This window comes from Streptomyces sp. NPDC001157 (assembly GCF_053598255.1).
Map to the genome: position 1 here is coordinate 303,296 of NZ_JBSFJW010000002.1, position 12,011 is coordinate 315,306.

A 12,011-nucleotide genomic window follows, 5' to 3' on the forward strand; every position below is an offset into this window, starting at 1 on the left:
CACCCCTCTTTTTGTGTGTGCCGACGTCCTCACTGACGTCCTCCACTTGAAACGTCCCACGTCATGGCGGGTGGCCGGCAGGGGCCGATCAGGCAGGCCCGCTGGGCCGACCGGCCCGCGTCATGGCGCCCGACCCGCGAGGTGCCTCCCGGCTGGCGTGGTGGCGCCGGGCCGGGCAGCGTGTACGTAGGAGAGCGGCTCTGAGTGAGGTGACCATGCAATCTGCCGAGCCGATGCACCGGGTCGTCGTCGGCGTGGACGGCTCTCCCTCCTCGTACGCGGCACTGCGCTGGGCGGCACGGTACGCACAGAGCGTCGGCGGTGTGGTGGAGGCTGTCCATGCGTGGGAGACACCGTCGGAGGTGGGCTGGAGCGGCCCTGCGATCGACCCCGACTTCGACCTCGCGCAGGCGCGGGAGCGCTTCGCGGCGGAGCTGCGCGCCGTCTTCCCGGACGAGCGCCCGCCCGGGCTGCAGGAACGTCTGGTCGAGGGTGATCCCTCCGAGGTTCTGATCCGGGCCTCGGAGGAGGCGGAACTGCTGGTCGTGGGCCGCCGGGGGCGCGGCGGGTTCGCCCGGGCGATGCTGGGGTCGGTCAGCCAGCGCTGCGCCCAGCACGCGGCCTGCCCGGTCGTCGTGGTGCGGCAGGCCGACGATCCGTCGCGCTGATACTGCCGTCACTGGAAGGCGGCGTGGATCTCCTGTTCGGTGGCGGCGTGCGAGACGACCAGGATTTCGTCGCCGGGCTGGAGCCGCATCCCGGGTGTGGGGACGGTGGGTTGTCCGTCGCGGATGACCGTGGCGACGACGGTGCCCGGCGGAAGGGTGATCTCGGCGAGCGTGCGTCCCGCCGCGCGGGACTGCGGTGTGATGGCGGTTTCGATGACGTCGACACCCGCCTTGCTCAGGCGCAGCAAGGCGACGGTGTCCGTGGCGCCGGTGGCCTCCTCGATGAGGGAGATCAGCGGAGTGGCCGCGGGGACTGCGGTGTCGACACCCCAGGTCCGGTCGAACAGCCAGGCGTTCTCGGTGTCGTTGACGCGTGCCGCGACCCGGGGCACCTCGAACTGCCGCTTGGCGAGCAGGCTGATGACGAGGTTGTCCTCGTCGTCGCCGGTGGCCGCGATGACGAGGTCTGCGGTCAGCACTCCCGAGTGCTCCAGGATCGCGGGTTCGCAGGCGTCCCCGGCCACGAGACGTACGGGCAGGTGGCCCTTGAGTTCGGCGACGCGGTCCTCGTCGATGTCGACGAGTGTGACGTCGCTGCGGGCCGCGGCGAGCACCTGGGCGATCTGGGTGCCCAGGCGTCCCGCACCGGCGATCAGAGCCTTCATGTCCCCAGCTCCTTGTCCAGAAAGCCGCGCAGGCGGCCGAGCGCGGTCGCCGCGACGGCGAAGGTGACCAGGTCGCCGGGTTCGGCGCGGGTGCTGTGGGCGGGCACCAGCGAACGGCCCCCACGGGTGACCTCGACGACGCGGATCTCGCCGTCCACGTCGAACTCGGCCAGCCGGCGCCCGCTGACGTAGGAGGGCAGCTCGGAGCGGAGCAGCAGGGTCTCCCCGTTGCCGAAGGTGAGTTCCGGTGTGAGGTGGCGGTGCAGGAGCATCTGGTGGATCTGGTGCACCGTCCAGCGCACGCTGGCGATGGTGGGGATGCCGAGGTCGCGGTAGATGTCGGCGCGCCGTGGGTCGTAGATACGGGCCAGGACGACGGGCACCCGGTAGGTCTCCTTGGCGGTGCGCGCGCTGACGATGTTGCTGTTGTCGCCCGAGGTGGCGGCCACGAACGCGTCGGCGTGCTCGATCCCGGCGGCCTCGAGCACGGACCGGCTGTAGGCGTTGCCTTCGTGGAACCGGGCCGGGAAACCGGCCGGCAGCAGTCTGCGGGTCCTGGCACTGCGGTCGATGAGCTCCACGTCGTGGCCTTCTGCCACGAGCTGGACGGCGAGTGCGGACCCCACCCGGCCGCAGCCCGCGATGATCACCCTCATTGCACTCCCTCCTTCCGGCCCGCGGGCCGACGGTGTCGCAGCCACCACTTGCGGGCCTCCTCTGCTGCCAGCAGCAGCACCCCGAAGCCGGTGAGAACGGCCCAGTCGACGGCGGCGAGCGGGGCGGTGTGGAACAGGGCCTGCAGGGGCGGCGCGTAGCTGATGGCCGCCATCAGCGCGATACCGAAGCAGCCCGCCGCGAGCAGCCAGGGATTGGACAGCAGACCGATCCGGAACACACTCTGCCGGTCGGTGCGCACAGCGAGTGCGTTGAAGAACTGGCTGACCACGATCCCCGCCTGGACCATGGTGATCGCCTCCCGGTAGACGGGGTTGTCCTTGGTGAAGTCGGCGTACGGGATGCCGGAGGCGTGGATGTGCCAGAAGAACACGGCACACACGCCGAGGGACTGGATGCCGCCGAGGAACAGGATCCGCCCCATCACGGCGGTGGAGAACAACCGTTCGCGCCGGGAGCGCGGCGGGCGGTCCATGACGTCGGACTCCGGCGGCTCGGCGCCCAGGGCCAGGGCGGGAAGGACGTCGGAGCCGAGGTCGATCGCGAGGATCTGCACGGCGGTGATCGGCACCAGGGGGAATCCCGCGAAGGTGGCGGCGAGGATCGGTGTGAGCTCGGCGATGTTGTGGCTGAAGAGATAGATCAGGAACTTGCGGATGTTCTGGTAGACGGAACGGCCCAGGCGTACCGCGGCGGTGATGGAGGCGAAGGAGTCGTCCAGCAGCACCATGACGGCGGCCTCCCGGGCGACGTCGGTGCCGGAGGCTCCCATGGCGATGCCGATGTCCGCGTGCTTGAGGGCCGGTGCGTCGTTGGCGCCGTCGCCGGTGACGGCGACGGTCTCGCCGCGCTGCTGCAGGGCGGCGACCACGCGCATCTTGTGCTCGGGGCTGACCCGGCACAGCAGCAGTTCGCCAGAGTCGGCGAGCAGGGTGTCCAGAGCCTCGTCGTCGAGCGCGTCCAGCCGGGTGCCGGTGACGACGGTGGGATCGGGCCGGCGGACGATGCCGACGCGGCGGGCGACTGCTTCCGCGGTCAGCGGGTGGTCGCCCGTGACCATGACGATGCGGATGCCTGCGTGCCGGCAGGCGTCGACGGCGTCACTGACCTCCGGCCGGGGCGGATCCTGCATGCCGACCAGGCCCAGCAGGGCGAGGTCCGACTCGGTCTCGTCCTGGGTGGGACGGCCGTCGGGCAGGGACCGCGACGCCACCGCCAGTACCCGCAGTCCCTGGGCGGCCAGTTCGTCATTGGCACCGATCACCGCCGCCCGTAGGTCCTCGGTCAACGGCTGCCGCTCGCCCTTCCATTGGACGGCGCTGCAGCGGGCGAGCAGTTCCTGCGGCGCGCCCTTGACGCAGGCGCGGAGATCGCCGTGCGGCTCGCGGTGCACAGTGCTCATCAGCTTGCGGGTCGAGTCGAAGGGGAACTCCGTCACGCGGGGCGTCGCGGCCTCCTCGGCCGCCAGGTCGACGCCGGCCTTGGCAGCGGCGACGAGGATGGCTCCCTCCGTGGTGTCGCCGAGGACGCGCCAGCCGTCGTGATCCGCGGGCGGGACCATCCGGGCGTCGCAGCACAGTGCCGCCGCACGCAGCAGCTCGCGCACCGGCTGGGGGTCGGTCACCTCACCGACGGGCGCGTATCCCACGCCGGAGACGGGGTGGCGGACACCGCCCGCCCACACCTGGACGACGGTCATCTCGGCCTGGGTGAGGGTGCCGGTCTTGTCCGTGCACACGACGGTGGTGGAGCCCAGCGCCTCGACCGCCAGCAGCTTCTTGACCAGGGCGTGCCGGCGGGCCATGCGCCGTACGCCGATGGCCAGCGACACCGACAGCGTCGCGGGCAGGCCCTCGGGCACCAGGGCGACCATCACGCCGAGGGCGAAGACGAAGGTCTCGACGAGGGGCCGCCCGGCGGGCAGCCGCACCGCGAACAGGAGGGCTCCGATCGCCAGGGCCGCGCCCGCCACCCTGCGGGCCATGGAGGCCACTTGGCGCTGCAGGGGGGTCTTCTGGCGCGGTGCGGCGGACGCGAGCCGGAAGATGCGCCCGAACTCGGTCGCCGCGCCCGTCGCGAACACCACGGCCTTCGCGGACCCCGCCACGACGTCGGTCCCCATGAACACACAGTTGCGGGCCTCGAGCACCGGCCCGGCCACCACCGGCTGGCGGGTGCGGCCGACGGGGTCGCTCTCGCCCGTCAGCGCCGCGTTGTTCACCGCGAGTTCGTGCGCCTCCACGAGACGGCAGTCCGCCGAGACCGCATCGCCGGCCTCCAGGACCACGACATCCCCGGGGACCAGGTCACGCGCGGGCAGTTCCTGCCGCTCCCCGCCGCGCAGCACCCGGCAGGTGTGGGGCACCATCGCCTGGAGCGACTCGGCGGTCCGTTCGGCGGAGTACTCCTGGATGAAGCCGATGGCCGCGTTCAGCAGCACCACGCAGAGGATCGCGACGGCGAGCTGCAGGGTCCCCACGTCCCGGGGGTCCTGAAGACCGTAGGCCAGGAAGGTGATCGCGGACGCGACGAGGAGTACGACCGCGAACAGGTCCGTGAACTGGCCGGCGAGGTCCCGCCACCAGCCTCTGCGCCGGGCCCTGGGCAGCTCGTTGGGGCCGTGGCGCTCCCGCCGTGAGGTCACGTCGGTCGGTGCCAGCCCCCGGGGTGAGCTGTCCAGGGCGGCGAAGACGTCCCGGGTGGCCAGGGTCTGCACCGCGGGACCGCTCGCCGTCACGGCGTGACCACGTGCCGGGTGATGGCCCCGTACGCTGCGGCGGGGCGTGCCCGGACGGCGTCGCGGTGGTCGGCGTGGCGAGCAGCCATGTCCTCATCGTGGAGTCCGTCATTCCGGGCCGCAATCGCGGAATCGGGGATCGCGTGCGGTGCCCGCGGCGACGCATGCACAGCGTTCATCCGTCGAGGATCCATCGCGTCGGGCCTCGCGGGCGCGGGGCCGGACGGGCCCTGTAAGAGAGCCGTTCGGCACCCATGGGGCGGCGCCGGGTTCGTCAGCCGCGGCCGGCAAGAGCGCATACGCCGTACGAACGGGCGGAGTTTGTACGGACGAGGGGTGCGCACCGTCCGGCCCCGCCCGGCGTGGAGGAGGGACAGCCATGCTCACGATCAGGCAGACCGCAGCGGAGTTCCTCGCCACGGCCGGCCTCACCTACGCCCTGGTCAGCCACGACCCCGGCCAGATCCCCGCCTGCTCGGCGCCTCCCTCCTCTATGCCCCCGCCCTGTGGGTACTGGTGGACCTTGCGACCGCCCCGTTCGGACTCGCCCCGCGCGCCGCCACCGCGGCCTGGGCGGTGTTCGGCCTGTGCCTCGTCATCGGTGTCCTGGACGACGTGCTCGATCTCCCGAACCGGCTCCTCGGCGTCTCCCCGTTCCAGCATCTCCCCCAGCGCCCGCCCCATCACATGACCGCCGCCACTCCACCGGCCCTCACAACGGTCGCAGCCTCGCTGCCGGAAGCCGGCCTGGCCGGCTTCCGGCGTCGGGGCATAGGACAGCCGTAGAGCCCGTTCGGCGGACCGGCTCAGCGCCGCGGACCTGTCCCGCGCCCCCCAACTCTCGGCTTCGCCGACGGGGGCTCATGAGCGGGAGTGACCCCTCGCTCGGCGGCGCGCCGACAGGTCCGTCTCCGGCAGTCCCGTCGCATGCACCACGTGCGCAAGGCAGCCCGCGCGCCAGGACCTTAGCGCCCCAAGTCCGACGCCCCCTGCTCCGCGCGCAGCCGTCGGCTGCGCCAACGACCGTGCGCCTCAAGCCGGTTCACCTCACGCGTCAACACGGCAGCCGGTGTCTTCGTGGCGCACGGTCAGCCGCGGCGGGGCGCCGCGCGCAGGGGTCGTACAGGCCCAACAGCGGGACCAGTGGCCTCTCGGGCGCGCAGCGGACCGCCAGGACGATGAGAACAGGACCGGAAAGGGTCCGACCACGCGTGAACCACGGAGGTGCACCGCCATGACACGACCGGTCGTCGCCGGAGTCGACGGATCCCCCGAGAGCCTGGCTGCCGCCGAGTGGGCGGCCCGTGAGGCGGTGCGCCGGGAACTGCCCCTCCACCTGGTGCACGCCTCCGAGTGGAGCACGGAGCAGCCGCCCTCCGCCGCGGCGAGCGCCGTGCGCCGCCACGTCGGCCGGGGCGTGCTGCACAAGGCGGAGGAACGCGTCCGGCGGGCCTGCCCCGAGGTGCGGCTCACCGAAGAGCACGTCGAGGGACCGGCGGCTGCAGCCCTGTCGGATGCCGCGCAGAACGCCGAGTTGCTGGTGCTGGGCTCGCGCGGGCTGAGCGGTTTCACCGGGTTCCTCGTCGGGTCGGTGGCCCAGGCCGTGGTGGCCCTGGCGACGCGGCCGGTCGTCCTGGTCGAGGCCGGAGAGCGGTCCGAGGACGAGCATCTGCCGGACGAGGACGGCAACTCGTCGCTGCGGACGCCATACCGTGACGTCGTCCTCGGCATCGATGTGGGCAACGCGTGCGACGAGGTGATCGAGTTCGCCTTCGAGGCGGCCCGGCTGCGTGGTGCGACGCTCCATGCGGTCCACGCCTGGGACAACTCGTCGGCCGTCGGCCTCGGTCCCGGCGAGCCCGGCATCGGCGAAGCGCCCCGGCACGAGGAGGAGTGGCGCGGATTCCTCAGCGCGGTGCTGCAGAACTGGCGCGACAAATACCCCGGCGTCGAAGTCGCCGAGACGGTCGTCAAGGGCAGGGCCGCAACCCATCTCGTCCGCGCCGCCTCGGGCGCGGGCCTCCTCGTCGTCGGCCGCCGAGTGCGCGACAGCCGACTCGGCCCGCACACCGGCCCGGTCACCCACACCGTGATCCATCACGCGCGCTGCCCCGTCGCCGTCGTGGCGCACGCCTGACCCCCGGCGAAGCAACGGCAGCGACGAACGGCGGTTCCCATGTCCGACCTGGACGCAGCGCCCACTCAGGTCGACCACGCGGCCAACCACCTGGTCCGTACGGCCGTCACCGCGCCCTCGGTGCACAACACGCAGCCCTGGCTGTTCGTCAGCTCGGACAGCGGACTCGACCTGTACGCGGACCCCACGCGCAGGCTCCCGCTCACCGATCCGGACGGGCGGGAGCAGCTCCTCAGCTGCGGCGCGGCCCTGTTCAACATCCGTGTCGCCATGCGGCACCTGGGCTTCAGGCCCGTCGTGCAGCTGCTCCCCGACGCGTACACACCGGCGCATCTCGCCCGCGTCGGCTGGGGCGCCCACGCCAGGCCCGGCACCGACGAGAACCTGATGTACCGCGCCCTGCAGCAACGGCACACGCACCGCGGCTCCTTCCAGTACTCCCCGCTTCCGCAACCGCTGATCGGGGAGTTGCGTGAGCAGGCTCACGCCTGAGGGTGCCGAGCTGTACACGGTGCGGCCCCGTTTCGCACGGCGTCACCTCGCCGAGCTGGTCCGCACCGCGGAAGCCGTCCACCGCAACGACCCCGCGTACATCGCCGAACGCATCCGCTGGACCCGGGCCGCCGGGGACCGACGCCCGGACGGCGTCCCCTTGGAGGCCTGCGCCCGCCACCCGGACCGCACGGGCCTCGCCGGACGGGACTTCCTCGGGCTCGCCCCCGGTTTGCCCACCGCACCCGCGGTCTGGCCGTCCGAGACGGGACTCGTCCTCCTCACGACCCGGCACGACACCCCGGAGGCCTGGCTGCATGCCGGACAGGCCCTGCAGCGCGTCCTGCTGCACGCCACCACCCGCTGGGCCGTGGCCGACTTCCACACCCAGCCCCTCGAGATCCCCTGGCTGCGGGCCCAGGTGCGCACGACGCTCGCCGGCGGCGAGTTCCCGCAGATGATCCTGCGCCTCGGCCATGCCACACGCGGCCGCCCGATCCCGCGGCGACCGGCCGGCGCCGTCCTCACGGCGGAGTGATGTCGGCCCCGTGGCGGCCTCGACCTTCTCGTATGAAGCTGGGAGGGCGGTGAGCGCTCCGGCGCCGCTGCTCGGCCTGGGGTTCACCAGCCGGACACAACGACCCCGGACGAGGAGGAAGCGATGCCGCACACCGCGCAATGGAAGGTCGCCCTCCACCTCTTCGAGGACGCAGGAACGACGAAGGCACGCGTGGTGCTGGACACCGGGACCGCGTCCCTGACCGGCCACGGGGTCGCGCATCGCAACCCCGCGGACATGGATGTGCCGGAGATCGGCGACGAACTGGCTGCGGGCAGGGCCCTGCATGACCTCGCCCGGCAGTTGGTGGATGCCGCCGGCCGCGACATCGAGGGCATGGGCACCTCCGCGGCCGGGCGCGGCACGCGTCCTGCGGCCGGCTGGACGATGTGACCGGGCTGCGGCCCTCTCGGCCGCAGCGTGAGCGTCGAGCAATTGCCGTACGCCTCTCTCGTTCAGCGCGACAGGGGCCCGTTCGGCACCCGCTCGGAGCCACTCGGCCCACGCCTTGTCCACCAGGTCCGGGGCACCGTGGGACCGGGAGGACCGCCGCGGCGATGGCCTCGCGAGGCCCGCCGAAGAGACCGAGGAACGTCGAGGTGACGTCATGGACGTTCTGCTGGGCTACGCCACCGCTCACGGCTCGACTCGAGGAATCGCCGAGCGGCTGGCCGCGCGATTGACCGATGCGGGGCTGAAGGCCGAGGCCAGAGCGATGGAGACGGTGGACGACGCCGACGCGTACCGGGCGTTCGTCCTGGGCAGCGCCGTGCACGGGCAGACCTGGCTCGATGCGGCCAAGGAGTTCGTGCGGGACAACCTCGACGTGCTGGCGCCCCGCCCCCTGTGGATCTTCAGTGTCGGGATGCCCGGCGCGCTGCGCGGGCCCTGGAGGCGCCTGGCGCCCAGGGAGATCCCGGTGATCCTCGAGACTCTGCCCCGCGACCTGGCATACCGGGATCACCGGCTCTTCTCCGGCGTCATCACTCGAGAGCAGCTCCCGCTCAGCGGCCGCATCGGGTTCCGCCTGGTAGGCGGCCGGTTCGGCGACTACCGCGACTGGGACGCCATCGACGGCTGGGGGTCCGGCATCGCCGACGAGCTGACTCGTGGTTGAGGGAGCTTACGGGCCGGGCGTGTTCCACGCAGACGGACGGCAGCGGGAACAGGCACATCCGCTCGAAGTCGGCCGTCGGCCCGTTCGGGGCCGATGTCATGTCTGGCTCGATGTCGATCTCGGGCGGCCCGTGGAGGGTGTTGTGCACCGTGCAGTGCGAGGCCACGGCCAGGAGAGCAGCCCTGCGGTGATCGGAGAGCTCGGGCGGCGGCACGACCACGAAGTGCAGGGACGCGACCCGGGCCGGGCGGTCGGTGGCCATGGTGAACTCCGTGCGGACGCGCAGTCCGGTGCGGGGCAGGCCGTGCCGGTGGAGATAGCGGCCCGCGTAGAACGCGACGCAGGTGGCCAGGGAGGCCGCGAAGAGTTCGGTGGGGGTGGGTGCGGTGTCCGTGCCGCCCGCCTCGACGGGCTGGTCGACCTGAAGCCGGTGCCCGCGGACGTCCACGCTGTAGACGTCGTGGTCGGTGTGGGTGACCTCGACACGGTGCACGTCCGCGTTCTCGCAGTGCGGCTGGTTCGTGCTCAGGGTCCGCGGTGCGCTGCCGGTCATGGCCTGGCCCTTCTCGCTGGTCCACACGGTTGCCACCTTCCAGTCGACCTCGGACGGCGCGGTGGATCGAGGGGCCGAGGGGGTGCGGCGGGGGCCGTTCGGCCCTCGTCCGGACCGTTGCAGCGATATACCCTGCCGGGTATTTGTTGCGGGCCCTGACGACCGGTCCGTCCCGGCGATTGTGTCGAAATGCGGGACGAACGGCCCTGCCCCCGGGGCCGGGCAAGGACGCAGGCTGGTGGGCGAGACGACGTAGTCGATCCCCTCGTCAGGGAGACGGACGGCCGGCATGAACGCCCAGGTCACGGGCGCAACCGAGGAGACGCGGGTCCTGGTCGTGGAAGACGACCGTGGCATCGCGGAGTCCCTGGTGCGTGGTCTGCGGCAGGCCGGTTATGCGGTTGAGGACGTGCGGACCGGGCGGGCCGCGCTGGCCGCGCCCTCCCCCGATGTGGTGCTGCTCGATCTGGGCCTGCCGGACATCGACGGGGTCGAGGTGTGCCGGCGGCTGAGGGCCCGGTCCACCGCGGCGATCATCGCCGTGACCGCCCGGGGTGAGGAGGCGGACCGGGTGGTCGCCCTGGACGAAGGAGCCGACGACTATCTGGTCAAGCCGTTCGGGCTGGCCGAACTGCTCGCGCGGATACGGGCGGTGCTGCGCCGTCGCCGCCCGGCGCAGCCGGAGATCCTGCGGCACGGGCCGCTGGCGCTCGACCTGCGCACCCGGCAGGTCTCTGTCGACGGCCGTGCGGTCGCCCTGACGCCGAAGGAGTTCTCCATACTGGAGTGCCTGGCCGCCGACCCGGGCCGGGTGGTGAGCCGGCGTCAGATCCTGGAACGGGCGTGGGACGCGCATTGGTACGGGCCCACCAAGGTGCTCGACGTGCATGTCGCGGCGCTGCGCCGCAAGCTCGGCGTGCCGGGGCTGATCGAGACGGTGTACGGGCACGGCTTCCGGCTCGGAGTGGTCCAGGAGTCCCGGGAGCAGCCGTGACCCGCCGGATCGCCTGGACGTTGCTGGCTCTGACCTCCGTGCTGCTGGTGCTGGCGGTCGTACCGCTGGCGGTGTCGATGACGGCGCGCGAGCGGGTCTCCTACCGCGACAACCAACGGGCGGCCACCCGCGTGATCGCCGCGGCCGCCGAGGAACATCTCTCGGACCACAAGCCGGCCACCGCCATGCGCAAGGAACTCGGCAACGCGGCCCGGGCCGGGGACTGCGCCGCGGTGTACGACGCCTCCGCGCAACTGGTGGCCAGTACGCCCTGTACGGCGGCGCAGGGCGAGGAGGCGGCGGAACTGGTGGGGAAGGTACTGTCCGGGCACGAGCCGGAGCCGCCGGAGAACGAGGGCCGGCTGCTGACGGCGGAACCGGCCGGTGAGGTGCGTCGGCCCGCCGGAGCCGTAGTGCTCGCCCGCTCCGCGGCCCCGCTCGACGCCCGTGTCGCCACGATCTGGGGCTGGTCCGCCGCGATCGGCGTCGCGGGACTGGCCGCCTCCGTGCTGTTGTCCGTCCGCCTCGCCCGCTGGGTCGGCCGTCCCCTCTCGGCGTTGGACGCCAGCGCCCGGCGGCTGGGCGAGGGGGCCCTCGACGAGCGGACCGACCTCGGCGGCGGACCGCCGGAAGTGCGCCGGCTGGCCGCCACCTTCAACACCATGGCGGCCCGCACGGAAGCCCTGGTGCACGGCCACCGAGCCGTGCTCGCCGATGTGTCCCACCAACTGCGCACTCCGCTGACCGCGCTGCGGCTGCGGCTCGATGTTCTCGCCGCCGGCGCCGAAGAAGGCACCGCGACGGAACTGGCCGCCGCCCAGGAGGAGATCGCCCGGCTGTCCCGGCTGGTCGACGGGCTGCTGGCGGTCGCACGCGCCGAACAGGCGACACCCCGCCCGACCGCCGTGCGCGTCGACGAGGTGGTGGCCGAGCGGGTGGCCGCCTGGTCTCCCGTGGCGGAGGAGCGCGAGGTGGGGCTCAGCGCAGTGTCCGCAGGACCCGCGGTGACCGTCGCGGTGGGCGCGGGCCATCTGGAGCAGATCCTCGACAACCTGATCGCCAACGCGGTGGAGGCCGTGCCCGCCGGCGGGAGCATCACGCTCGACCACCGCGCGGCGGGCGAACGGGCCCGGGTGCTCGTACGGGACGACGGCCCGGGGATGACGGACGAGGCGAAGGCGGTCGCATTCCGCCGGTTCGGAAACCCGGAGGCCAGGGGCAGCGGCCTGGGGCTGGCCATCGTCCACCGGCTGGTAACCGCCAACGGCGGTACCGCACACCTCGAAGACACCCCGGGGGGCGGGCTGACCGTCGTACTGGAGCTGCCGCTGTGGCCGGAGCGTGGGTACGAGCGGGGGGTCGCGTCGAGATCCTCACCGGTGGGCCGGACGGCGGATCGGAACCGGTAGATCTT

Annotated in this window: 13 protein-coding genes; 9 read left to right on the top strand and 4 right to left on the bottom strand. The window is 72.6% G+C overall.

Annotated elements, in window-relative coordinates:
- Positions 1–215: 215 nt before the first annotated feature.
- Positions 216–668, top strand: coding sequence for a universal stress protein (locus tag ACWDAG_RS05120; RefSeq protein ID WP_450694208.1), 453 nt, complete (start codon positions 216–218; stop codon positions 666–668).
- A gap of 8 nt (positions 669–676) precedes the next feature.
- On the opposite strand, the gene ACWDAG_RS05125 is transcribed toward ACWDAG_RS05120, so the two are convergent.
- From ACWDAG_RS05125 to ACWDAG_RS05135, 3 genes are read right to left on the bottom strand one after another with little or no spacing between them, the layout of a single operon-like run.
- Positions 677–1,333 carry a potassium channel family protein gene (locus tag ACWDAG_RS05125; protein ID WP_450694209.1) on the bottom strand — a complete coding sequence of 219 codons (657 nt, stop codon included), beginning with the start codon at positions 1,331–1,333 and terminating at the stop codon, positions 677–679.
- Positions 1,330–1,989, bottom strand: coding sequence for a potassium channel family protein (locus tag ACWDAG_RS05130; RefSeq protein WP_450694210.1), 660 nt, complete (start codon positions 1,987–1,989; stop codon positions 1,330–1,332). Before ACWDAG_RS05130 ends, ACWDAG_RS05125 begins: the two co-directional genes overlap by 4 nt.
- Positions 1,986–4,745: a cation-translocating P-type ATPase gene (locus tag ACWDAG_RS05135; protein ID WP_450694211.1), complete on the bottom strand. Its 2,760-nt coding sequence runs from the start codon at positions 4,743–4,745 to the stop codon at positions 1,986–1,988. Before ACWDAG_RS05135 ends, ACWDAG_RS05130 begins: the two co-directional genes overlap by 4 nt.
- 516 nt (positions 4,746–5,261) lie before the next feature.
- Between ACWDAG_RS05135 and ACWDAG_RS05140 the strand changes: the two genes are divergently transcribed.
- The 6 genes from ACWDAG_RS05140 (at position 5,262) to ACWDAG_RS05165 (ending at position 9,050) form a co-directional block, all read left to right on the top strand.
- Positions 5,262–5,531 carry a hypothetical protein gene (locus ACWDAG_RS05140; RefSeq protein ID WP_450694212.1) on the top strand — a complete coding sequence of 90 codons (270 nt, stop codon included), beginning with the start codon at positions 5,262–5,264 and terminating at the stop codon, positions 5,529–5,531.
- A 448-nt stretch (positions 5,532–5,979) separates the two neighbouring features.
- Entirely contained in the window at positions 5,980–6,882 is a 903-nt protein-coding gene (locus ACWDAG_RS05145; RefSeq protein ID WP_450694213.1) for a universal stress protein, read from the top strand.
- Positions 6,883–6,921: 39 nt separating this feature from the next.
- Entirely contained in the window at positions 6,922–7,374 is a 453-nt protein-coding gene (locus ACWDAG_RS05150) for a hypothetical protein (protein ID WP_450694214.1), read from the top strand.
- Positions 7,355–7,912 (top strand): hypothetical protein, encoded by a 558-nt coding sequence (locus ACWDAG_RS05155; RefSeq protein WP_450694215.1) that lies wholly within the window; start codon positions 7,355–7,357, stop codon positions 7,910–7,912. Before ACWDAG_RS05150 ends, ACWDAG_RS05155 begins: the two co-directional genes overlap by 20 nt.
- A gap of 123 nt (positions 7,913–8,035) precedes the next feature.
- Positions 8,036–8,326, top strand: a complete 291-nt coding sequence (locus ACWDAG_RS05160; RefSeq protein ID WP_450694216.1) for a DUF1876 domain-containing protein — start codon at positions 8,036–8,038, stop codon at positions 8,324–8,326.
- Positions 8,327–8,540: 214 nt separating this feature from the next.
- Positions 8,541–9,050, top strand: a complete 510-nt coding sequence (locus ACWDAG_RS05165) for a flavodoxin domain-containing protein (RefSeq protein WP_450694217.1) — start codon at positions 8,541–8,543, stop codon at positions 9,048–9,050.
- Here the strand turns inward: ACWDAG_RS05165 and ACWDAG_RS05170 are convergent.
- Complete coding sequence (locus ACWDAG_RS05170) at positions 8,938–9,630, bottom strand: OsmC family protein (RefSeq protein ID WP_450694218.1); 693 nt, start codon at positions 9,628–9,630, stop codon at positions 8,938–8,940. The genes ACWDAG_RS05165 and ACWDAG_RS05170 overlap by 113 nt on opposite strands.
- Positions 9,631–9,892: 262 nt before the next feature.
- Here ACWDAG_RS05170 and ACWDAG_RS05175 point away from each other — a divergent pair, with 262 nt between their 5' ends.
- Positions 9,893–10,597, top strand: a complete 705-nt coding sequence (locus ACWDAG_RS05175) for a response regulator transcription factor (protein ID WP_450694219.1) — start codon at positions 9,893–9,895, stop codon at positions 10,595–10,597.
- Positions 10,594–12,006 carry a sensor histidine kinase gene (locus tag ACWDAG_RS05180; RefSeq protein ID WP_450694220.1) on the top strand — a complete coding sequence of 471 codons (1,413 nt, stop codon included), beginning with the start codon at positions 10,594–10,596 and terminating at the stop codon, positions 12,004–12,006. Before ACWDAG_RS05175 ends, ACWDAG_RS05180 begins: the two co-directional genes overlap by 4 nt.
- Positions 12,007–12,011 lie beyond the last annotated feature (5 nt).